Annotated in this window: 21 protein-coding genes; 3 read left to right on the top strand and 18 right to left on the bottom strand. The window is 55.0% G+C overall.

Translation table 11 applies throughout. The features are described 5' to 3' along the window. Positions 1–6: 6 nt before the first annotated feature. From WA318_RS19670 to WA318_RS19595, 16 genes are all read right to left on the bottom strand, one after another. Entirely contained in the window at positions 7–822 is an 816-nt protein-coding gene (locus tag WA318_RS19670; protein WP_336083868.1) for an ABC transporter permease, read from the bottom strand. Continuing rightward, entirely contained in the window at positions 812–1783 is a 972-nt protein-coding gene (locus WA318_RS19665) for an ABC transporter permease (RefSeq protein WP_336083866.1), read from the bottom strand. The genes WA318_RS19670 and WA318_RS19665 overlap by 11 nt, the downstream gene beginning before the upstream one ends. Beyond that, positions 1780–2769: an ABC transporter ATP-binding protein gene (locus tag WA318_RS19660; protein ID WP_114098171.1), complete on the bottom strand. Its 990-nt coding sequence runs from the start codon at positions 2767–2769 to the stop codon at positions 1780–1782. The genes WA318_RS19665 and WA318_RS19660 overlap by 4 nt, the downstream gene beginning before the upstream one ends. 225 nt (positions 2770–2994) lie before the next feature. Next, entirely contained in the window at positions 2995–4155 is a 1161-nt protein-coding gene (locus WA318_RS19655) for an ABC transporter substrate-binding protein (protein ID WP_114098172.1), read from the bottom strand. A 176-nt stretch (positions 4156–4331) separates the two neighbouring features. Next, positions 4332–5297, bottom strand: coding sequence for a LysR substrate-binding domain-containing protein (locus tag WA318_RS19650; RefSeq protein WP_336083862.1), 966 nt, complete (start codon positions 5295–5297; stop codon positions 4332–4334). 18 nt (positions 5298–5315) lie between these two features. Then, a complete protein-coding gene (locus tag WA318_RS19645) occupies positions 5316–6656 on the bottom strand; it encodes a sensor histidine kinase (RefSeq protein ID WP_336083860.1) in 1341 nt (446 codons plus the stop codon). A 5-nt stretch (positions 6657–6661) separates the two neighbouring features. After that, complete coding sequence (locus WA318_RS19640; protein WP_336083858.1) at positions 6662–7342, bottom strand: response regulator transcription factor; 681 nt, start codon at positions 7340–7342, stop codon at positions 6662–6664. A gap of 92 nt (positions 7343–7434) precedes the next feature. Next, a complete protein-coding gene (locus WA318_RS19635; protein WP_336083856.1) occupies positions 7435–8043 on the bottom strand; it encodes a nucleotidyltransferase family protein in 609 nt (202 codons plus the stop codon). A gap of 12 nt (positions 8044–8055) precedes the next feature. Further along, positions 8056–9051, bottom strand: coding sequence for an XdhC family protein (locus tag WA318_RS19630; protein WP_336083854.1), 996 nt, complete (start codon positions 9049–9051; stop codon positions 8056–8058). Between the two features lie 83 nt (positions 9052–9134). Further along, positions 9135–11303: a xanthine dehydrogenase family protein molybdopterin-binding subunit gene (locus WA318_RS19625; protein WP_336083852.1), complete on the bottom strand. Its 2169-nt coding sequence runs from the start codon at positions 11301–11303 to the stop codon at positions 9135–9137. A gap of 3 nt (positions 11304–11306) precedes the next feature. Further along, the gene (locus tag WA318_RS19620) at positions 11307–11768 is read right to left on the bottom strand and encodes a (2Fe-2S)-binding protein (protein ID WP_336083849.1); all 462 of its coding nucleotides are present in this window, start codon (positions 11766–11768) and stop codon (positions 11307–11309) included. Positions 11769–12060: 292 nt separating this feature from the next. Continuing rightward, positions 12061–13419 (bottom strand): FAD-binding oxidoreductase, encoded by a 1359-nt coding sequence (locus WA318_RS19615; protein ID WP_336084052.1) that lies wholly within the window; start codon positions 13417–13419, stop codon positions 12061–12063. Positions 13420–13501: 82 nt separating this feature from the next. Further along, complete coding sequence (gene dapA, locus WA318_RS19610) at positions 13502–14401, bottom strand: 4-hydroxy-tetrahydrodipicolinate synthase (protein ID WP_114098180.1); 900 nt, start codon at positions 14399–14401, stop codon at positions 13502–13504. A 30-nt stretch (positions 14402–14431) separates the two neighbouring features. Beyond that, positions 14432–15736: a TRAP transporter large permease gene (locus WA318_RS19605; RefSeq protein ID WP_336083847.1), complete on the bottom strand. Its 1305-nt coding sequence runs from the start codon at positions 15734–15736 to the stop codon at positions 14432–14434. A gap of 8 nt (positions 15737–15744) precedes the next feature. Continuing rightward, complete coding sequence (locus WA318_RS19600) at positions 15745–16263, bottom strand: TRAP transporter small permease (protein ID WP_336083845.1); 519 nt, start codon at positions 16261–16263, stop codon at positions 15745–15747. Positions 16264–16398: 135 nt separating this feature from the next. After that, positions 16399–17433 (bottom strand): TRAP transporter substrate-binding protein, encoded by a 1035-nt coding sequence (locus tag WA318_RS19595; protein ID WP_336083843.1) that lies wholly within the window; start codon positions 17431–17433, stop codon positions 16399–16401. Positions 17434–17840: 407 nt separating this feature from the next. Between WA318_RS19595 and WA318_RS19590 the strand changes: the two genes are divergently transcribed. Both WA318_RS19590 and WA318_RS19585 read left to right on the top strand, forming a co-directional pair. After that, complete coding sequence (locus WA318_RS19590; protein WP_114098185.1) at positions 17841–18458, top strand: helix-turn-helix domain-containing protein; 618 nt, start codon at positions 17841–17843, stop codon at positions 18456–18458. A gap of 4 nt (positions 18459–18462) precedes the next feature. Next, positions 18463–19605 carry an alpha-hydroxy acid oxidase gene (locus WA318_RS19585; RefSeq protein WP_336083840.1) on the top strand — a complete coding sequence of 381 codons (1143 nt, stop codon included), beginning with the start codon at positions 18463–18465 and terminating at the stop codon, positions 19603–19605. Positions 19606–19737: 132 nt separating this feature from the next. Here the strand turns inward: WA318_RS19585 and WA318_RS19580 are convergent, their stop codons facing one another. Continuing rightward, a complete protein-coding gene (locus WA318_RS19580; protein WP_114098187.1) occupies positions 19738–19971 on the bottom strand; it encodes a hypothetical protein in 234 nt (77 codons plus the stop codon). A gap of 214 nt (positions 19972–20185) precedes the next feature. Here WA318_RS19580 and WA318_RS19575 point away from each other — a divergent pair, with 214 nt between their 5' ends. Continuing rightward, positions 20186–20623 (top strand): Lrp/AsnC family transcriptional regulator, encoded by a 438-nt coding sequence (locus WA318_RS19575; RefSeq protein WP_114098188.1) that lies wholly within the window; start codon positions 20186–20188, stop codon positions 20621–20623. A gap of 188 nt (positions 20624–20811) precedes the next feature. Here the strand turns inward: WA318_RS19575 and WA318_RS19570 are convergent, their stop codons facing one another. Then, positions 20812–22059: a saccharopine dehydrogenase family protein gene (locus WA318_RS19570; protein ID WP_336083838.1), complete on the bottom strand. Its 1248-nt coding sequence runs from the start codon at positions 22057–22059 to the stop codon at positions 20812–20814. Between the last annotated feature and the right edge of the window lie 72 nt (positions 22060–22131).

Genomic DNA, 22131 nt, shown 5'->3' with positions numbered 1-22131 from the left:
CGTTGTTCATTTCCCGGATCCGGCCACCTGATCGCCATCACGCGTTAGGTAATAGGCCGCAAGGATCGGCAGGACCGTGACCAGAACCACAACCATCGCCACCACATTGGTGACCGGTCGCTGGCGCGGTCGGACAAGTTCTTCAAGCATCCAGATCGGCAGGGTCGATTGCTGGCCTGCGGTAAAGGTCGTGACGATCACCTCGTCAAAGGACAGGGCAAAGGCCAGCATGCCACCCGCCAGAAGGGCGGTGCCGATATTGGGCAGAATGACATGACGGAATGTCTGGAAACTGTTGGCACCCAGATCCATTGACGCCTCAACCAGTGATCCCGATGTGCGTCTGAAACGCGCGACCGCATTGTTATAGACAACAACAACACAGAAGGTCGCGTGACCCAGAATAATCGTCCAGATCGAGAACGGGATATCGGCAATGCTAAAGGCGGATCGAAGCGCAATACCGGTAATGATGCCGGGCAATGCAATCGGCAGGATCACCAGAAGCGAAATGGTTTCCCGGCCAAAGAATTTGGTCCGTGATACGGCGGCTGCGCACAGCGTTCCCAAAACCATGGCAATCACGGTCGAGATGGTTGCGACCTGTAACGACAGTTTCAAGGCATCCCAGACATCCGGACGGTTCCATGTGACTTCCAGCCACTTCATGGTGAAACCGGGCGGCGGCCACTGGTATGATTTGTCCTCGGTCGTGAAGGCATAGACAAAGATCAGCGCAATGGGCAGGTGCATAAAGGCAAGACCAAGCCCGGCGGCGGCTTTCAGCGCAAAGGGTGCGCGTTGCTTTCCATCAGATCGCATCGAAGGCCCCCATGCGTTTTGCGCCCCAAAGATAGAAGCCCATGATGACAATCGGCACGACCGTAAAGGCCGCAGCCAGCGGAATATTGCCCGCCGTGCCTTGCTGAGCATAAACAGCCTGACCGATAAACAGGCGCGATGACCCGACGATTTGCGGAATGATGTAATCACCAAGGGTCAGTGAGAAGGTAAAGATCGACCCCGCGACAATGCCGGGCAAGGCCAGCGGGAAAATCACATGGCGGAATGTCTGACCCGGTGTGGCACCAAGGTCACCCGATGCCTCGATATAGCTTCCCGGGACACGTTCAAGGGCGGCCTGCACGGGCAGCACCATGAAAGGCAGCCAGACATAAAGGAATACAAGGAAAGTTCCGGTATAGCTGACCGACAGGGAATAACCGCCAATGATCGGGATCGCAAGCCAGGCTTCAAGCAACCAGGTCAGGTGCAGCTTGGCGAAAATCCAGGTCAGAATGCCTTCCTTGGCCAGGATCAGTTTCCAGGCATAGACCTTGACCAGATAGCTCGACCAAAGCGGCAGCATCACACCGATGTAAAACAGTGCCTTCCATTTGCCGCGTGCATAACGGGCGGCAAAATAGGCAATCGGAAAGGCCACACAGGCCGCAGCAACCGTAACGATGGCGGCCATCGAAACGGTGCGGATGATGATGTCGAGATTGGCCGGACGGAACAGCTCGCCATAGGTTTTCAGCGTCAGTTCGTATTGAACCATCCCCGAAAATTCATCGATGGAAAAGAAACTTTGCGCCAGTAACGCAAACAGCGATCCGAGATAGATGATGCCAAGCCACAAAGCAGGCGGGGTCAGCATCAGGATCAAAAGCAGTTTGGGATTGCGCCAGAACTTGTCAGACAGCGATCCGGTCCATCCGCCCTGACCGGGCAGAATGGCGCTGCTTTGAGCCGTTTGGGTGACGGATGAGGCGGCCGTCATTGGGCATCCTCCATCAAATGCAGTTCGTTTTCCTGCCAGCTGATCTGAACCGATGCACCGTTTTCGGGAACGCTCTGATCAGCCGGGATCAGGGCATTGATCCGCATATTGCCAAGGGCCAGACCAACCCGGGTGGTGCCACCCAGATAGCTGCTTCCGGTGACGGTTGCGGCATGACCGTCGGATTGAACGATACGCACAGCCTCGGGGCGCAGGCTGGCATAGGCATTTTTGCCGGTCAGCTGTTTGACAAAGCCCGGCTCAAGGACATTGGATGAACCGACGAAATCAGCGACAAAGCGGCTTTGCGGACGCTGATAGATATCTTGCGGGCTTCCGACCTGCTGGATTTTGCCATCGTTAAAGACAGCCACCCGATCCGCCATCGAAAGCGCTTCGCCCTGATCATGGGTGACAAAGACAAAGGTAATGCCAAGTTTGCGTTGCAGGGTTTTAAGTTCTTCCTGCATCTGTTCGCGCAATTTAAGGTCAAGCGCGCCCAGCGGTTCATCAAGCAGCAACACCTTGGGCTTATTGACCAATGCGCGCGCAAGCGCAACGCGCTGGCGTTGACCACCGGAAAGCTGACCGGGTCTGCGGTCGCCATACCCCGGAAGGGCCACAAGTTCGAGGGCCTCGTTGGCGGCTTTGTGGCGTTCGGCCTTGCCCATGCCCTGGATCATCAGGCCATAGGCCACATTGTCGATGATGTTCATATGGGGAAACAGGGCGTAATCCTGAAACACGGTATTTACGTTGCGCCGATAGGGCGGAACGTTTTCGACCTTGGTGCCGAAAATCTCGATATGACCGCTTGTCGGTTGCTCAAAGCCGGCAATCAGGCGCAGGCAGGTGGTCTTGCCCGATCCTGACGGGCCGAGCATGGCGAAAAACTCGCCCTCGGCAATCGACAGGTCCACATCATCAACAGCACGGACAGTGCCGAAATGACGTGAAACACTGGAAAAGGAAACTGCATTCGTCATGGGTAAACCAGTTGTTTGAAGCCCGCCCGCACGGGGCGGGCTTCGGGTAGCAAGGGAAGGTGGCGGGTGGCGTCCAGTCGGGTGATTTGTGACCGGGACATGACGTGCCATTCGCGGCTTGCCCCCCGGTTTTGCCGCAAGACATCATCACATCAGGCAAGGCATCAGGTGCCGGGTGTACGAGACACCCGATGACCAAAGCCGGTCCCGGTCACATGGCTGGTCCTAGCGACCGCCGATCACACCGATATAGTCAGATACCCAACGGTAATAGGGTACGCATTCACCCTGACTTTCGCATTTCGAAACCGGGGTCTGCCAGAAGCTGACACGGTCGAAATCATCAAAGCCATTGGTTGCGCAACCTTCGTCACCCAAAAGGGCATTGCCCTTACATGCGGCCGGAACAGCCGGGTTGGAGCCAAACCAGGCGGCAAGGTCGCCCTGAACTTTGGGCGACAGGGAATGTTCCATCCAGAGATAGGCGCAGGTCGGGTTTTCAGCATCGGCGTGAAGCATGGTGGTATCGGCCCAGCCGGTCACACCTTCTTCGGGGATGGTCGATGCAATCGGAAGGCCTTCGGATTTCAGAAGGTTGACCTGGAACGGCCAGGAACCCGATGCAACCACACCTTCGTTCTTGAAATCATCCATCTGGATGAAGGCATCATGCCAGTAACGTGAAACCAGTTCACGCTGTCCGCGCAGAAGATCAAGGGCGGCGGCATATTGATCGGCATTCAGCTCATAGGGGCTTTTGATGCCGAGTTCCGGGTTATGCGCCATCAGATATTGTGCAGCATCGGCAATATGGATCGGGCCGTCATAGGCCTGAACACGGCCCTTGTTGGATTTGCCATCGGCAAGGGTCATTTCCTTGAAAACGACATCCCAGCTTTTTGGCGCTTCCTTGAAGGCCTCGGTATTATACATCAGAACGTTCGGACCCCACTGATAGGGGGTGCCGTAATGCACGCCATTGACCGTGTGCCAGGGGGCACTTTTCAGGCGGTCATCAACACTGTTCCAGCTTGGAATAAGGTCGGTATTGATCGGCTGAACACGTTTGCCGGCAATCATGCGCAGCGACGCATCGCCCGAGGCGGTGACAAGGTCAAAACCACCCTCGTTCATCAGGGCAACCATTTCATCGGATGTGTTGGCGGATTTCACATTCACCTTACATCCGGTTTCTTTCTCAAACGAGGTCACCCAGTCAAAGTTGGCGTCGGTTTCACCGCGTTCGATATAGCCCGGCCATGCAACGATATTTACATTGCCTTCGGGGGTGCCAAGTGCGGTCATCATGTCGGCTGCGGCGGCTTGACTTGCCGCCAGGGCAAGCACGACCATCACGGACGTGCCCGATTTCAGTAACGATTTCATTGTGATGTCTCCCAGTTGCAGGGCGTCAATTCGTGTGACTTTTATTTCCCGCAGCCAAGGGTACGCTGATCCTGAGCATTCACAATTTCATTTATCAGAAACACGTTATCGGTTTTTCCGATATCGTTCTGAGGCGTATGGTGACACGGCGATTGGATGACCTAAGGCAATGTGCTTTAACGCAGGCGTGTTGCGCGGTGGGCCTGGGCAAGCCCGATGAAGTCACGTGCTGCCTGTGAAAGCGGTGATCCCTTGCGCCAGACCACGCCAACCTGAACCATTGGAAGGGTTCCGGATACATCGCGGCTTTCGATCCGGTCACCTTCGAGTGACCAGGGGCGATAAACCAGATCGGGCAGCAATGACAAACCGGCCCCCGTTGCGACAAGGCTTCTGACAGCCTCGACCGAACGGGTGCGAAAGGCCACGCGCGGACGCGTGCCAAGGGCGCCAAGAAGCTTGCCGGTTGCTTCCTCGATCTCGTCAACGGTCAGCATGATCAGCGGTTCGGAGGTGACATCGTCAAGGGTGATGCTTTGGGCGGTTGCCAGACGGTGACCAAGTGGCAACCACAGGCGATAGGGCGAGACTTCGAGAATTTCCGATTGCAGGGCAAGCCGGTCGCGCAAGTTGGAAATCACCATGACGGCGGCATCAATTTCACCCCCGATCAGAAGATGTTCCAGATAATCGCCGTTATCTTCAATCGCGCTGACCGTGACCTGTGGATAGGCGCGGCGATAGCGCGCAAGAATGTCAGACAGGACATAACCGGCAACAAGCGAGGTCACGCCAAGATGCAACTCGCCCTGTTCGGTCTTGGCGGTATCTTCAAAGGCCTGTTTGGCGTCCGAGACATTAGCAAGGATGGTGGTGGCATGGCGCAGGAACTGATGGCCGTTATGGGTGATGTTCAGCCCCCGTGAATGACGATCAAAAAGCGTCACACCAAGATCGGCTTCAAGTTCCTTGATGGCCTCGGTCACCGCCGACTGGGAAATCGACAGAATATGCGCCGCCCCCGATACAGTTCCCTGTTCGGCAACGGCGACGAAATATTGAAGCTGTCGAATGGTAAATGCCATGATGCCATCACGATAGGCGATGGCTGCACCCTTGTCGCGGTTTTTTCGATACCACAATCAAGATTGCAATATGACCTAGCTTTTCACCAGTGCCGGGGCGGGTTTGATCAGGGTTCGTGCACCGGGATCGAAGCTGACCGACATGCCGCCATTGGGCAGATGCGTTGGCGTGCAGTGCCAGTCAAGCCGCTGGCAAATCCGTTTGACCAGTTGCAAGCCGATGCCTTCGCCCTGCGGGGTGGTGCATTGGCCATTGCAGGTCGAAATGGTGTTTTCGACACGCAGTTCCGTCCCGGTCAGCGTGATGGTGACCTGACCTTTGGGCGTGTGCTGGAACGCATTGCGGATCAGGTTCGAAACAACGATCATCAAAGCTGCGCGCGACGTTGCGATTTCTGTTTCCGTGCTGTCAGGGACAAAGGTGCAACTGACATGCTTGCCATCGGTCAGATAGGAAAGATCGCTGATTTCTTGTTCGATGAAACTTGAAAGATGGATATGTTCGGTTTCACCGAGCGGCGCGTTTTCACGACCCAGCCACAAAAGGGTTTCAAGCAATTGCTGCATATTGCGGTTCGCACGTTTGATGCGTGACATCACGCGCGACTGGGTTTCGTTAAGCGGGCTTTTTTCCAGAAGTTCCACATTGCCCGAAACAATGGTGACCGGGGTGCGCAATTCGTGGCTGGCCTGACGCAGGAATTCCCGTTCGCGGGCAACGAACTTGTCGATCTGGTCAACGGATCGATGAAGTTCATGGGCCACGTCATTGAGTTCTTCAAACCCGAAATCGGGGATGGGATCACCCAAACGATCAGCGGTCAGGCTGTTGGCCCAGCTTTGCAAATCTTCGGACGGTTTGGTCAGACGTTTGCCGATAACCCACAGGAACCAGGCAAAGATCGCCACAATGGCAATCGCAAACGGGATCGACAGCAAGGCCAGTTTATGCAGGCGCACGAAATAGACGTTGTCTTCATCGCCAGCGTGATAGGTCTGCAAAATCAGGATTTCGCGACCGTCTTTCAGCGCATAGGGGAACAGAAGAAAGACCGGGTTTTCGGGATCTTCGTTCTCGGCATATTTGTCGGTATTGACATAGAAAAGCTCGCCCGGTTCCAGATCATCAGGAGATGCAAGCGCACGTAATTGTGCAGGCAATTCGTCAAAACGGTCAAAGGTCTGGATATTGAACCCGTTTGGAAGCGGCGCGTCGGGTATCTTGGCAAGCTGGTCTTCATATTGCTCGGCGATGACCTGAAGCTGAAATGATGCCACCATCCACTTGCCATAAAGCATGTAGAAATTCACGACGACGGTATAAAGAACCAGCGTGATGACCAGACCCAGCAACACGTAATTGCGCACAAAGCGCGAGAAGGATCGGGTCTTTGGGGCACAGCAGGTTGACGACATAACAGTTACTCGCGAAGGGCCACGCCCTGGCCCGGAATGGTGTGAATCAGATTTTGTTCGAACGGTTTGTCGATCCGATGGCGCAATTTGTAAAGATGCGTTTTAAGCGCATTGGTATCGGGCGGATCACCCTGCCACAGCGCCATCGACAGGCGTGACCGGGTTACCACGCGCGGGCTGTTTTGCGCCAGAACTTCAAGGATCGTCCAACCTGTTGGCGACACACTGATATTTTTGCCTGCACGCACAACCGAGCGGTTCTCAAAATCGATGCTGAGATCGCCAAGCGCAAACCGTTTGACTTCACCGCTGCGACGGCGCGACAGAACCCGGGTGCGCAGCAAAAGTTCTTCCAGCGCAAACGGCTTGACCAGATAATCATCTGCACCGGCATGAAACCCTTCGATCTTGTCATCAAGCGTATCGCGCGCGGTCAGCATCAGGACGGGGGTGTCCACCCCTTCGTCGCGCAGCGACTTGCACACACTGATCCCGTCGCGGAACGGCAGCATCAGATCAAGAACAATGACATCATATTCCCCGGTCAAAGCCATTTTGAATGCGGTTTCGCCGTCATAGGCATGGTCGCACTCAACCCCTTCAATCGTCAGATAGTCACTGACGGTTGCGGCGATATCCATATTGTCCTCGACCAGAAGGACCATGATGTTGGCGGTTGCTTTCATTCACGTCATCTCGTTATCGGCAGGCATGAATACCATGCCGCAATTCCACCCGCAGGTCAGCCGGAAATGGCAAGACCTGCAGGCATGCCTGTTCAGGCGGGTTGTTTCAGGGCTGCTTTCAGATCGTCTTTGGTGTCGATATCAAACCGGGCATTGGGCAAATCAATGCCGATCCCGTGATGAGCGGGGCCGTTCAGGATTTTACGCGCACCAACTGTTCCCGAAAGTGCGGCAAGCGTGTCAAATGTCGCCCTTGGAAAGATGGCCGGAACGCCCAAACCATCGGGGTGACGGGTGGCAATGATATCGTTGCCGTCAAAGGTCCCGATCAGTTTGGCATAGTCGGTTGTGGCAAGTTCGATCTGATCGCACAGGGCAATCAGGACCCCGTCAAATCTGTCCTGTTCCAGGATCGCGGTCATGCCCGCAGCAATCGAACTTCCCATGCCCGACGCCCAGTCATCGTTCTCGACGATACTGGCATCCGATCCGATGATCGGGCGGATTTCATCGGCAAAGGCACCCAGAACGACAAAGCATTCGATACCGGGCAAGGCTGCAACGCGATCAAGCGTATGGCGGATCATTGGCATGCCATTGATATCGGCAAGTTGTTTACGCCCGCCAAAGCGCGCACTTTCGCCCGCAGCCAGAACAAGGGCCGCAAGTTTGGGTGTGGTGTGATCTGTGTGCATGCTCATGACAGGGTCAGACTATTCCGCAGCCTGTGCCATTGCCGGTGCGGCGCGCTGTTTGAACAGGGCATGATGGATGCCTGAGAGCATCGAAAGTGCGATGCTTTCGGGCAATTGTCCGCCGATATCAAGCCCGGCCGGACTGGATATATCAAAACCCAGATCATTGCGGCTGATCCCGGCACGCTCGAGTACATCTTCGAACCGGTGGCGCGGGCCAAGGGCCGAAAGATGCTTGATTGGTGCATCGTGCAAAATGGCCAGCGCATTGGCGTCAATGCCAACACTATGTGCCATCAGGATGACGGCATCGACACGTTGCTTCGCAACATAACGGGCAAGATCGCGATCAATAGTGCGCAGGATTGTGCCCGCTTGCGGGAAATGTTCGGGTCGTGCATTGGCCGGACGCGGATCAACCAGTGTGGTTTTCCACCCCATATTATGGGCAATCCCGATCACCGGGCGGGCGTCAATGCCCCCACCCACCACCAGAATATGGGGCTCGGGTGAGATCGGCGTGACAAGCCATTCACCATCATTGCGATTTTCAATATGGGCCGGATGGTTGGCGTGCAGGGTTCCGGTCTGGAAATACCCTTCGACCGCGTTGATCTTCTGGAAATAAAGACCGCTTTCGCGTCTGGTCAATGCGCTGTGCAGGTCCGATAATCCAAGGTCATTACCCCCGGTGATCGGTTGCAGCATGATATAGACCGTGCCGCCACATCCAACGCCCAGCTTGAATGACAGATCATCTTCGTCATTGCCGTCATAGGTCAGCATGACCGGGCGTCCCGTATGCATGGCCTTGCGGGCATTACGGATGATGTCGGCTTCCAGACAGCCGCCACTGAGCAGGCCGAACTGCTGTCCGTGCCCGTTAATCAGCATCATGGCCCCGGCCTTGCGATAGGCCGATCCTTCGGTGCGGTACACCGTGCCCAACACCCATTCGGTGCCTTCACGGTTTTCCTGCCAGGCGTTGAGCATGGCGGAAAGCTGGTTATTCATCACATCGCCCTTTCCATAGAAGGGGAACTGCCCGGAGAACCGGGGAGGGGGGGAAGAGATTTGGTTCCCCGGGCAGTCATGCCTTAGACGAAGTCGAAACCGGCTTTGGTCATGGGAAGATCCATGATCCGCTTGCCGGTTTTGGCAAAGATGGCATTGGCAACAGCCGGACCGGTCGGGGGAACGCCCGGTTCGCCAACGCCAGTAGGTGCATTGTTTGACGCAACAATTGCGACCTCGATTTCAGGCATTTCGATGTTTCGCAGAAGTTCGTAATCAGGGAAGTTATATTGATCGACTTCCCCGTCGGTGAGTGTGACCTCGTTGCGGAAGATGGCCGAAAGGGCATAGCCCGCCCCGCCTTCCATCTGTGCGCGGATCACGTCCGGGTTCACGGCAACACCGCATTCAACCGCCATGAACAGTTTGTTGACATGAACACTTGTGTCTTCGACCGTGACATCGGCAACCACCGCCACACAGGTATTGAACGAGTAGTGGGCAGCAAAGCCGCGCGTATCGCCCGCCTTCCAGCCGGAAATCTCGCGAACCAGTTTGATGGCCTCGATCATGCGGGCCTGATTGGCACCAGCGGGATCAAGCATGGCAAGGCGCATTTCAATCGGGTCCTGACCGGTTTCGGTCGCGACCATATCCATCAGGCTTTCCATAACAAAACCGGTATGGGTATGACCAACCGAACGCCACCAGTTGATCGGAACAGCGGTGGTAAAGTCGCTGAGACCGATCCCCATATTGGGCAGGCGATAAAGACTTTCGGCCACACCTTCGACCGAGGTCGGATCAACGCCATCCTTGACCATCATTTCGAACGGCCCACCCTTGGCAATGGATTTGACCGCCAGTCGATGGTCCCATCCGATGATCTTGCCATCACCATCAAGGCCGATCTTGGCGCGATGGGCTGACATCGGGCGATAATAACCGCCCTTGATATCGTCTTCGCGGCTCCAGACCAGCTTGACCGGAACCTTGCGTCCCGAAACGGCAAAGGCCATGGCGGCTTCCACATTGTAATCGGATGCCGCATTGGCGCGACGCCCGAAGGAGCCACCGGCATACAGGGTTTTAATTTCAACCTTGGCCGGATCAAGGCCAAGTGTTGCCGCAACCATTGGCCGGGTCAGGGTCGGGAACTGGCAGCCGTCATGAACGCGCACGCCATCACCTACCGGTTCAATGGTGCAGTTTTCCGGTTCCAGTGGCGCGTGGGCAAGGAACGGGAAGGTAAACTGGGCGTCAATTGTCTTGGCCGCACCCGACAGAACAGACGCAACCGATGCCAGTGGAACTTGGTGATTGGCATCAAATTGCGGGGCATCAAGCATTGCAATATGATCGGCAATCATGGCGTCCGTGCTGCGTGTTTCCGCGGCACTGAAATCCCATTCGACCGACAGGGCATCACGGGCCTGAAACGCGGCCCAGGTGTTTTTGCCAAAGGCAACCACGCCAGCCTTGTTTGGCAGAACCTGTGCGGCGATGAAGCCACCGACTTCCTTGGCAGCACTGTCATCAAACGAGACAACGGTACCGCCAAATTTCGGGCTGCGCATGATGGCGGCATAGATCATGCCGGGCAGATTGACATCCATGGCAAACATGGCGGTGCCATTGGTCTTGCCGGTATTGTCCTTGCGATGAAGTTTGGAGCTTCCGATCAGTTTGAACTGATCAGGGGTTTTCACAGCGGGTTTTGCGACAGCCTCAAGGGTTGCGGCAATGGCAACAAACTCGCCGAAATGACCGGATTTTCCACGAGAGCTCAGCATGCCGTTTTCAACCGTGATGGTTGATGCCTCAACACCCCAGCTTTGTGCGGCAGCACGTACCAGAAGGTCGCGCGCAGCAGCCCCGGCTTCGCGATACTGCATGAAGGAGTTGGCAATGGATGTTGATCCACCGGTTCCCTGTGCGCCAAAGAACAGGTTGGCATAGCGGTTGTTATCTGCTGGCGCGAAATCAGTGGCCACCGTGTCCCAGTTGGCATCAAGTTCTTCGGCAACCAGTGTGGTCAGGCCGGTTGTGGTGCCCTGACCCATTTCGAAATGCTTGATGATGACGGTGACTGTGCCATCGGCATCAATTTTGACAAACGGGTTAAGATCGGTCGCAGTCGCAGCAGCGGAACCGGCGGCCAGAACACCCTTGGCATTGACGCCAACCAGAAGGGCGGTGGTGCCCGCCGCACTTGCCTTAAGGAAGCCGCGACGAGATACATTGATTGTCATGACTTAGGCCTCCAGCTTTTGGGATGCGAGCTTGACGGCTTCGTTGATGCGGACATAGGTGACGCAACGGCAGGCATTGCCGTTCATGTAATCGCGAATCTCGTCATCGGTCGGGTTCGGGTTTTCGGTCAGAAGACCGATAGCCGACATGATCTGACCGGACTGGCACCAGCCGCACTGTACGACGTCTTTTTCGCGCCAGGCTTCCTGAACGGCCTGTGCGATCTTGTCGGTCGCGCCTTCGATGGTGGTGATTTCGCTATCAACCGCGTCTTCGACAAAGGTCTGGCACGAACGGGTCGGGTAACCATCCACATGCACGGTACAGGCACCGCAATAGGCAACGCCGCAACCAAATTTGGTTCCGGTCAATTGAAGTTCGTCGCGCAAAACCCAAAGCAACGGTGTGCCGGGTTCGGCATCAACGGTGCGGGTCTCGCCATTGATTTTAAGCTGATATTGCATGGCCGCCTCATCTCTCTCTTGGCTTGTTATGCCCGATCTTCGCGCAAGGGCAGGTAACCAAGCGGTAAACGCCCGATTACCCTTTGATCGGTCGGGCGCAAAAGTGATGACCCGGCATTCCAAGCCATCAGATCGGCTGGTCGCCATGCAGATGGAGGTGTGTCGTCGTGGGTTTAAGGCGGGCGAAAGAACAGAATAAAAAAACGGGCGCAAACCAGCTGCGCCCGTTCTTGCCGATCCTGCTTAAGCTTGGGAGAAGAAGCAGGTCGGACTTTGCCGTAATCAAAAAGGGTTATTCAAACAGGACACCCGGGTTCATACGGTTTTCGGGATCGAAGGTCTGTTTGACACTTTTCATAAGTTCATAGCGCAGCGGATCGGCAAGACGTTTGAGTTCGTCGGTCAGTTTGCGACCAACCCCGTGTTCGGCGCTGAATGTTCCGCCAAAGCTTGCCGCGATGTCATGAACGCAGGTCTGAACATCATGGGTAACCGCATCCGGGTCAGACAGGCTTTTCCAGTAATCATGCGGGAACATCAGGATGTAATGCACATTGCCGTCACCAAGGTGATTGACCAGAAGCGGCGTTGCCATCGGGAATTTCTCAGCGGTGACTTCCTTGGCCTTGGCGATGAATGCCGGGACCTTGGAAACGCGCACGGCGACATCATGCACCATGCCCATGCCTTCAAGCTTGTTGGCCTCGGTCACGGAATGACGAACATGCCAGATCTGTTCGGCCTGTTGGGAGTTGGTTGCGATAAAGGCATCAAGGACCGAACCGTTTTCAAGGTTCTCGCCAAGGATTTCCTCGAACACGCCATTCAGATCAACCGAGCTGTCATTTGAGGTCAGCTCGATCATCAATGACCATTCGGGAACCGTGTCAAACGGGACGTGAACGCGGTCGATATGGCGAACAACGGCGTCGATCTCGGTGCCTGAAAGCAGTTCGAAGGCCTCGACATAGGCGCCGCATTTTTCCTGAAACTCTGTAAACAGGCGCACTGCAGATTCCGGTGAATCGACCGAGACCCATGCATGGGCATCATTGGTGTTTTCAGGATGCAGGCGAAGGGCAGCACCGGTAACGATGCCAAGCGTACCCTCGGCCCCGATAAACAGATGTTTAAGGTCGTAGCCGGTGTTGTTTTTCTTGAGCCCTTCAAGGTCGCTCAGGATACGGCCATCGGCCAGAACAACCTCGATTCCGCACACCAGATCGCGCATCGGACCGTATTTGACAACCCCGGTGCCCCCGGCATTGGTCGAAATCAGACCGCCGATCTGTGCACTGCCTTCGCTGCCCAGATAAAGCGGGAACTGACGTTTGTGGGTTTTGGCCTTTTCATGCAGTTCGGCAAGAATCACCCCGGCATCAACAGTTGCGATATTGGCGGCAACATCGATTTCGCGGATCTGCTTCATGCGTTGCAGGCTGATGACGATGCCCGGTTTGTCTTTCGGCGACGGGCTTTCGGGCACGGCGCCATAGCACAGACCGGTATTTCCCCCGAGGGGAAATACCGGCTGCCCTTCCTCGGCAGCCACCTTCATCGTCAGGGAGACCTCCTCAACTGAGGCTGGAAGGGCAACGCAAACGGCATTGCCTTGCCTGCGATCGCGCCAATCGGTCAAGAAAGGGCGCATTTCTTGAGGATCGGTGATCAAACCTTTGTCGCCGAGGATTTGGTGGAGACGATCAATCATGGCTGGTCCTTGGAAAGCTAAATCAGGCGACGTTGGCAAGTGATGTGACATCGAAGGCAGATTTAAGGGCTGCCATCGTGTCCCGGGACGGGCTTTGCAGCGGAAGGCGGACATCGCCAACCGGCTGACCGGCCATTTCCATGTATTTTTTCAACGGGCCCGGATTGGTTTCGCGATAGATCGCGTCAATCGCACAATCAAGCTTGGTCTGAAGCTTGAGCGCTTCGTTCAGTTTGCCTTCACGTGCGAGATTGAAAATCTCGATCCAGATTTCCGGATAGATGTTGGCAGAAGCCAGAACGCCACCCTTTGCCCCCATGGTTACATGGGTCGCGAACAGCGGTTCCTCGCCACTCAGGATTGCCATTTTATCACCGGCAAGCTTCATGGTCTTGATGAATTCCGGCATGTCATAGTTTGAACATTTCATGCCGATGATCGAACCGTCTTCCGCCATCGCCTGAATGGTTTCGGCCTTGGTGGCAACAGTGGTACGACGCGGGATCTCATAGAGAAGAACCGGAACACCGATTTCGTTACGGTAGTTGGCAAAATATTCGCGCATGCCGTCCTGGGTGCCCGCTGCGTAGTAGGGCGTAACAGTCATGACCCCGGCGGCACCGACAGCTTCGAAATCCTTGCCGGCTTCGACAGCATCAAGGAAACCGGTGGAAAGAACACCCGGAATGACCGGTGCGTCGCCTGCGGCTTCGACACAGGTTTTGACAATGTCCTTGCGTTCCTGACGCGACAGCGCCGGATATTCACCGGTGCCGCCAATCGGGACGATACCGGTTGCACCAGCGGCAAGCTGGCGGGTGACCAGAGCTGCAAGGGCTTTGTGATCGACAGATTTGTCTTCGGTGAAGGGCGTGACAATGGCGGTATAAAGGCCACTGATATCGTTTTTGGTGAGCGTCATTTTAGTCTCATATCTTTTGGGTGGTGGCGATTAATCGAGGAAGCCGAGCAAACGTGGCAGCGTCAGTGAGACTGCCGGGATGTATGTCACGATCAGCAACACGACGATGTTTGAAACCAGGAACGGGAAGCTTTTGCGGACGATCGCGGCAAGGGGCTGTCCGCTGATGGCCGATCCAAGATAAAGTCCCAATCCATAGGGCGGTGTCATCAGGCCGATCATGACATTGACGACCATGATCACGCCGAACTGCACCGGGTCGACGCCCATTGCCGCGACAATCGGGGTGAAAAGCGGTGCAAACAAAAGCAACTGAACGGAATCCCCGATCCAAAGACCATTGATCAGGAAGAAGATGTTCAGGCACAGCAGCAACATCCATGGCTGCATATCAAGTGTTGCAATCAGTTCGGTCAGTTCGGAAGGAACGCGTTCGGTCGCAAGAATCCAGCTGATGACACTGGCAAAGCCGACAATCAGATAAACCGATGCCGATGTGCGTACTGCGCGATCCAGAATATCCCAGACCTGTTTAAGAGACAGGGTGCGATAGGCGCAGATACCAACAACAATGGCATAGGCAACGGCAATCGAAGCCGCCTCGGTTGCGGTGAAGATACCGGAAATAATCCCGCCAATGATGATCAGCGGCATGAACAAAGCCCAGAACGCATTATAGAAAATGCGGAAGGCAAGACCGAGTGTCAGGGCCTTGATCGGGTTGGCCGGGAAGTTGTTTTTGCGTGCGATGAAATAGATCACGACAATCTGCGCGATCCCCATCAGCGCACCGGGGACGGCACCACCAAGGAACAGGGCTGCAACCGAAGTGTTGGTCAGGCTCGAAAAGATGATCAGCGGAATGGACGGCGGAATGATCGGTCCCTGAATGGCGGAACTGACCGTTACGGCGGCTGCGAAATCGGCGCGATATCCATCCTTCTTCATCATGTCGATTTCGACAGGACCAAGGGCCGAGATATCGGCAAGGGCAGAACCCGATACGCCTGAAAACATCATCGATCCGACCACGTTGACATAGGCCAGACCACCGCGCCAGCGACCGACCAGAAGACGGGAAAACTGAACAAGGCGTTCTGTCATGCCGACCGATGTCATGATTTCACCGGCAATGATGAAAAGCGGGATCGAAAGCCAGATAAACACATCCATCCCGGTAAAGAATTTATGGGAATACATGTGCAGCATGTCGGTCATGCCGGGCTTGACGAAGAAATAGGAAAGACCGGCAAAGCCGATGGCGAAGATTACCGGGCTGCCAAGGAACATCAGCAACAGCAGCAACCCGATCATGGTGATAAGTGCGTAATCCATAATGTTCCTCAGAGCTCTGCGCGAAGAAGGGACGCTTCCTGCTCGGCTTCTGGTCCCTTGACCAGATCGCGAATGGCAAGAATGACCATGTGGAACAGCATCAGCGCGGCACCGACCGGCACCGAAAGATAAATCCAGAACCACGAAAGATTGAGGGCGGCTGACGTGCGTCTCATGCCGAATATTGCCGAATCAATTCCCTTGATGAGAAGGACGGTCAGCAGGATGGCAAGCAGCAACCGGAACAGGGCATTACGATAGCCAAGCCATCTGCGAGGCCAGAACTTGTCAAAGAAATCGACGCAGACCAGTTGTTCGTCGCGAACAAGCAGACTGCCGCCCAGCATCACCACCCAGACCATCAGAAAGCGCGATGCCTCTTCGGGCCAAGGCAGGGAAAAATTAAAGCCAAATCGCAAAACAACCTGAATGAACAGGACGACGGCAACGGATGCCAGCATCAGCCTGGCCACAACGGATGTGATATAGGCGACGGACAACGAAAGTTTGTCGAGGGTCTGGAGCATGGAAGGTCCTCTCTCGGATTGCGTTTCGCGCTGGAAACATCAATCACAGAACGGCGTGCGAATGGACCGGTCACAATTCGCAAATCAAGCGGGAAACAGTTGGGCCCGGACAGAAACTGCCCGGGCCCTGACTGATTATTCCTGCGCCGCTTTGACGGCTGCTTCAAGTTCGTTGATCAGGTCGGCACCGACCTTTTCTTCCATGAAGGCACGAATGGGGCCCTTGGTGGCATCAACGAATTTCTGGAATTCTTCCGGGGTCGGCTGATAAATCTCGACACCGGCATTACGGATCACCTTGAGATCCTGGGATTCCTTGGCCGCGATAATGCCAAGCATCGCAAAGGTTGCTTCGCGGGTGGCATTGTCAAAGATCTGCTTATCTTCGGCGCTCAGGCCCTGATAGAACTTATCATTGATCGTGATCAGCGGCATGTTGATCAGGTGGTGATCAAGTGTGTAGTACTTCTGGACTTCCTGAAGGTTGGTCAGAAGCATGGTGTAAGGCGCATTTTCCTGACCATCAACAACACCGGTCTGAAGCGCGCTGTAAAGTTCCGCCCATGCAATCGGGGTCGGGGATGCGCCCAGGGCCTTGACCATTTCCATATGCAGCGGAACGGTCTGGGTGCGGATTTTCAGACCCTTCATGTCTTCGGGCGTACGGATCGGACGCACCGAGTTCGAGAAGTTGCGGAATGCGCCGGTCAGGTAGCTGAGGATGCGAACGCCACTGCCTTCGGCGATCATGTCCGAAAGTTTTTTACCAAACGGGCCGTCGTTAAGAACCTCGCGCGCGACCTCGGTGGTCGGGAAGGTATAAGGCATTTCAAGGATCTGTGCCGGCGGGTAATAAGCCGCAAGGTGGCCTGCATTCAATCCGCCAACCATATCGACAAGGCCGATGGAGTTCTGTTCGGCAAGGGATTCAAGATCACCAAGCTGTCCATTCGGGAAAACTTCGAGTTTGTAGCGGCCACCGGACTGGTTCTGAAGGGCGTTGTCAAAGACCTCGGTAAAGGTCCAGTACGGGTTGTCCAGCAGATTGCCTTCGCCATCGACATGGGCGAATTTGACAATGGTTTGTGCGTAGGCGGATGCAGGCAGTACGGTGCTCAGGCCGATGGTGGCGGCGAGGGTGACATGCCGAATTTTACGAAGAATCGTCATTTTTACTCCTTTGCCGGGCGACGCACAAAGCAGTGGCGCTTCGAAGGTTGCCTGGTTTCCCTGATAAGGTTTTAACGACGGCGTCAGGCTTTATCGGGTGCCAGATCGCTGACGTTAGCGTTGTTACCGGATGCGGACCGAACGGTTGTGCAATGATGATTGGGCGAGAAGAACATCAAGGGATCCGATCGCATCCGGTAAAACCAAAATATATCCGATATGATGCAAGTCAACACAATATGACAAAAAATTTCCTATAGTATATTTTTTCTCAAATATGGCATAATGTGCAAGATGGTATATTATGGTGTGTCATAAGAAGAATCTGGACACGTGCAATTTATGGTTGTCAGACCAATAAGTGCCGGAAATAAAAGCAAGGTGTTTGCGAAGGGGATTGAGCTAGGATGAATGTCGATCTGGAAGATTTTCAGGCCAACCGACGACAAGTAAGCGTCACAAGCAACCAGTCTGATGAAATCGGACCCCGGTTGCATCATCTGCGCAAAGGGCGCGGCTGGACCTTGCAGGATGCCAGCAAGGCATCGGGAATATCGGCATCCGCCTTTTCCAAGATCGAGCGTGGTGAACTGTCGCCGACAATCTCGACCATCCAGCGTATAGCACGCGGGTTTGATATGGATGTGGTCAGCCTGCTTTCCGATCCGGAAGCGCAGCCAACCCTTTTGGGGCGTCGCAGTGTGACACGTGCCAATGAAGGCAAGCCGCATCTTTCGGGCAATTGCGATAACAAGCTTTTATGTGCCGAACTCAAAAACAAGCGGATGACTCCGATAAAGACCCGTGTGGTTGCCCGTGATGTCGAGGAATATGACGTCTGGCCAAAAACCGACGCCGAGATTTTCATGACGATCCTGAGTGGCACCGTCGTTGTTCACAGCAAGATCTATGAGCCGCTTGAGCTCCATGAAGGGGACTCGATGTATTATGATGCGAGTGCCGAACATGTCTGGACTCGCAAGGGGCCGGAAGAAGCAGTTGTTCTTTGGGTGCTGACGAGCTGATCCGATGCAGTTGCTCAATGCTGACGATTACCGGGCGGCTGCCAGACGGCATCTGCCCAAGGGATTGTTTGAATATATTGATCGCGGCACCGAAGCAGAGCTTGCGATAGCAGATATCCGTCGATCCCTTGATAATATCCGGTTTCGTCCATCGGTTCTGACCGGGCATTCGGACAGCAACATGACGACGTCGCTGTTTGACCGGACCTATTGCAGCCCGCTGATCATTGCACCGACCGCGCTTGCGGGTTTGGTATCCCATGACGGGGAAACCAAGCTGGCGCGGGTTGCCAGTAAGCTTGGCATGCCGTTCTGCGTTTCAACCCAGTCCGTGACATCGATTGACGATATTCGCAAAGGCGCACCTGAGGCCGAATTGTGGTTGCAGCTTTATGTCTGGCGCAATCGGGATCTGACCTGGGGGCTGCTTGACCGGGCGCAGAAAGCAGATGTTTCAACGCTTGTGATTACAGCGGACACACCGCTTTCGCCCAAGCGCGATTATAACCAGCGCAACGGGTTTTCCGTGCCGTTCGTCCCGTCCCTTCGCGGGGTTTGGGATGTCGCGACCCGTCCCAAGTGGCTTTGTTCGGTTATGCTGCGCTATCTGATGACAAGCGGTATGCCGACCTATGCCCATTATCCGGCAGAATTCAAAACAGCCATCACCCGCGCCGCGATTGCCGAAGATGTCAAAATCGAAAGTGCGATCAGCTGGGCCGATATTGCCGAAATCCAGAAACGCTGGTCTGGCCGGATCATCATAAAGGGTGTGTTGTCGGTTGATGACGCAATCAGGGCCCGCGACATGGGAATTGATGGCATCGTTGTTTCTGCCCATGGCGGACGGAACCTTGATGTGGCGCTGGCCCCGGCAGATGTGTTGCCCGAAATTGTCGATGCGGTCGGCGCAGAGATGCTGGTGATGGCTGATAGTGGCATTCGCCGTGGGAGTGATGCCCTTAAATATCTGGCACTTGGCAGTCGTGCGGTGATGGTCGGGCGGTTACCCCTTTACGGGCTTGCCGCCGGTGGCGAGCAGGGGGCACTTGATATCCTGACCATGCTGATCGACGAGATCCACAGCAATCTGGTTTTTGCCGGTGCCAAGGATATTGATGCACTGCGCACGGCGGGGATTGCATAGCGTCCCCGATACCGATCAGGACATATTTCGAAAAAAAAAAGCCTGTCGATGCGCGATGCACTGACAGGCTTTTTTACATGGACAGGCCGGTTGGGGCGTCGGCCTGCCATCATTTGGGGCGTGAAGCGTTTGTCAGCGCGGTGCGCGTCCATGTTCGCAAATGAAGGCGACGTCGCTGCGGGCAATGCCGATATCATCAAGAAGTTCGCGCGGGGCGTTGCGAAGCATTTCGGTGTCACGGGCGACCTTGGTGGCTTGTGCCCATTTACGGGGCAAAAGGACGAGCCAGCGCCAGATGGATGCGCCCGAAACCGGCGCTACATTGGTGGTGGCGACGAGGGAGTCATTCGTAAACTGTGCTGGCATGATGCTGGCTCGCTAGTTTGTTTGCTAATAAGGGGTCAAAGTTTCGTCTGACCCACAAGCAATCTACGCCTGCACTTTGTTAAATGGCGCGCAAACTTCGCAAATTCGTGCGAGATTTTCGCAAAAATTCTGCAAAAACGATTTTCTTTCGTTTGCGGCTTCGGTCATGTTTGTTTGCAGGGTGTTACATCATCACGAACCGGGAAATCGAAACGTGGCGGAACTCGATAAATTCGACTATCGCCTGCTGGAGCTGTTGCAGGAAAACAGCCGCATGACGGGCAATGAACTGGCAGACAAGGTTGGCCTTTCGTCGGCGGCCTGCCTGCGCCGTGTTCAGCGTTTGCGCGAAACCGGCGTGATCGAACGCGATGTTGCGGTGGTTTCCCCCAAGGTATTTGGCAAGCGCATGATGGTGATCGTGCTGTTGACCATGGAACGTGATCGCCCGGATCGTTACATACTGATGCGCGAGGAATTCGCCAAAATGCCCGAAGTGGTGCAGTGCCATCATGTGACCGGGGCACATGATTTTGTGTTGCGTATTCAGGTCAGTGACATGGAAGAATACAGCGCCTTTGTCGAACGGGTGTTTCATGAACCCTATATCAAGCGATATGAGAGCCTTGCGGTGCTGGGATCGCTGAAATAGCGATTTTGCGCGGGCAGATTGGCGCCCGGTCTGCCTGACCTGATTGTTAGATCATATCTAATAATCAGGCTTATTATTCAATTTTTCCTGTTAATCAAAACCAACAAAAATGGCGGACCGAAGCCCGCCATTTTGCTGCAAATATAATTGTATGAGGATTTAACCCTCGTCCTTGATCGCTATCGCGATCAGGCTGCGGAGAAATCCAGCGCCCGGTCGCCATCGGCATCCTTGATGCGGGTCGGAAGACCCATGCCATTGAGCAGGTTCAGGAACGGCTTGGCCGGAAGTTCTTCGACATTGGCCATTTTCTTGACATCCCATTCGCCCGTGGCGATCAGCATGGCCGCCGCAACCGGCGGCACACCCGCGGTATAGGAAATACCCTGGCTTCCGACCTCGTTATAGGCGTCCTTGTGATCCGCCACGTTATAGATCAGGACTTCGGTTTCCTTGCCGTCCTTCGTGCCCTTGACCAGATCACCGATGCAGGTCTTGCCGGTATAGTCCGGTGCCAGCGAGCTCGGGTCCGGCAGGCAGGCCTTGACGACCTTGAGCGGGACGACTTCGAGGCCCTCAGCCGTGGTGACCGGCTGTTCGGACAGAAGGCCGATATTTTTCAGAACCGTGAAGACATTGACGTAATGGTCGCCAAAGCCCATCCAGAAACGAACATTGGGAACGTCAAGATTCTGGGACAGGGAATGGACCTCGTCATGGCCGGTCATGAAGGTCTGGCTTTCGCCAACAACCGGCATGTCCCAGATCTTTTTGATCTCGAACATCTTGTTCGATTTCCACTCGTTATCCTGCCAGGAATAGACCGTGCCGGTGAATTCGCGGAAGTTGATTTCCGGATCGAAGTTGGTGGCAAAATATTTGCCATGGCTGCCGGCATTGATGTCGATGATGTCAATCGAGTCAATTTTGTCGAAATAGTCTTCGACTGCCAGCTTGGCATAGGCATTCACCACACCCGGATCAAAGCCGACGCCCAGAATGGCGGTGACGCCAGCGGCTTCGCATTCGGCGCGGCGTTTCCATTCATAGTTTGCATACCATGGCGGGGTTTCGCAGATTTTGTCCTGCTCTTCATGGATGGCCGTATCGAGATAGGCGACACCTGCCTTGATGCAGGCCGACATGACCGGCATGTTGATAAAGGCAGACCCGACATTGATGACGATCTCGCAACCGGTTTTTTCGATCAGGGCGACAGTCGCGTCGACATTGGTTGCATCGAGTGCGTGACCTTCAAGAACGCCCGGGTTCTTGAGGTTTTTCTTTTCATGGATGCTGTCGATGATTGCCTGGCACTTCGCAGCCGTGCGCGAAGCGATATGAATATCGCCAAGCACGTCATTATGCTGCGCACATTTATGTGCCACTACCTGTGCGACGCCACCTGCGCCGATAATCAGAACATTCTTTTTCATGTCGGGCCAAAAACTCCCTTGCTTTGAGAGGTGGGGCACCCGTGCCCCGGTTCGCTATGAAAAGTGCGCTTT

Origin of the sequence: Thalassospira sp. CH_XMU1448-2 (genome assembly GCF_037027285.1) — a bacterium.
In the GTDB taxonomy this organism is placed as follows: Bacteria; Pseudomonadota; Alphaproteobacteria; order Rhodospirillales; family Thalassospiraceae; genus Thalassospira; species Thalassospira profundimaris_C.
Note: the sequence above shows the minus strand (reverse complement) of the source record. Positions and strands in the feature narration are given on the sequence as shown.

Coding starts and splice junctions, on each gene's coding strand:
- WA318_RS19670 (WP_336083868.1), bottom strand. CDS start 822: ATGCGATCTGATGGAAAGCAACGCGCACCCTTTGCGCTGAAAGCCGCC.
- WA318_RS19665 (WP_336083866.1), bottom strand. CDS start 1,783: ATGACGGCCGCCTCATCCGTCACCCAAACGGCTCAAAGCAGCGCCATT.
- WA318_RS19660 (WP_114098171.1), bottom strand. CDS start 2,769: ATGACGAATGCAGTTTCCTTTTCCAGTGTTTCACGTCATTTCGGCACT.
- WA318_RS19655 (WP_114098172.1), bottom strand. CDS start 4,155: ATGAAATCGTTACTGAAATCGGGCACGTCCGTGATGGTCGTGCTTGCC.
- WA318_RS19645 (WP_336083860.1), bottom strand. CDS start 6,656: ATGTCGTCAACCTGCTGTGCCCCAAAGACCCGATCCTTCTCGCGCTTT.
- WA318_RS19640 (WP_336083858.1), bottom strand. CDS start 7,342: ATGAAAGCAACCGCCAACATCATGGTCCTTCTGGTCGAGGACAATATG.
- WA318_RS19635 (WP_336083856.1), bottom strand. CDS start 8,043: ATGAGCATGCACACAGATCACACCACACCCAAACTTGCGGCCCTTGTT.
- WA318_RS19630 (WP_336083854.1), bottom strand. CDS start 9,051: ATGAATAACCAGCTTTCCGCCATGCTCAACGCCTGGCAGGAAAACCGT.
- WA318_RS19625 (WP_336083852.1), bottom strand. CDS start 11,303: ATGACAATCAATGTATCTCGTCGCGGCTTCCTTAAGGCAAGTGCGGCG.
- WA318_RS19620 (WP_336083849.1), bottom strand. CDS start 11,768: ATGCAATATCAGCTTAAAATCAATGGCGAGACCCGCACCGTTGATGCC.
- WA318_RS19615 (WP_336084052.1), bottom strand. CDS start 13,419: ATGCGCCCTTTCTTGACCGATTGGCGCGATCGCAGGCAAGGCAATGCC.
- dapA (WP_114098180.1), bottom strand. CDS start 14,401: ATGACGCTCACCAAAAACGATATCAGTGGCCTTTATACCGCCATTGTC.
- WA318_RS19605 (WP_336083847.1), bottom strand. CDS start 15,736: ATGGATTACGCACTTATCACCATGATCGGGTTGCTGCTGTTGCTGATG.
- WA318_RS19600 (WP_336083845.1), bottom strand. CDS start 16,263: ATGCTCCAGACCCTCGACAAACTTTCGTTGTCCGTCGCCTATATCACA.
- WA318_RS19595 (WP_336083843.1), bottom strand. CDS start 17,433: ATGACGATTCTTCGTAAAATTCGGCATGTCACCCTCGCCGCCACCATC.
- WA318_RS19590 (WP_114098185.1), top strand. CDS start 17,841: ATGAATGTCGATCTGGAAGATTTTCAGGCCAACCGACGACAAGTAAGC.
- WA318_RS19585 (WP_336083840.1), top strand. CDS start 18,463: ATGCAGTTGCTCAATGCTGACGATTACCGGGCGGCTGCCAGACGGCAT.
- WA318_RS19580 (WP_114098187.1), bottom strand. CDS start 19,971: ATGCCAGCACAGTTTACGAATGACTCCCTCGTCGCCACCACCAATGTA.
- WA318_RS19570 (WP_336083838.1), bottom strand. CDS start 22,059: ATGAAAAAGAATGTTCTGATTATCGGCGCAGGTGGCGTCGCACAGGTA.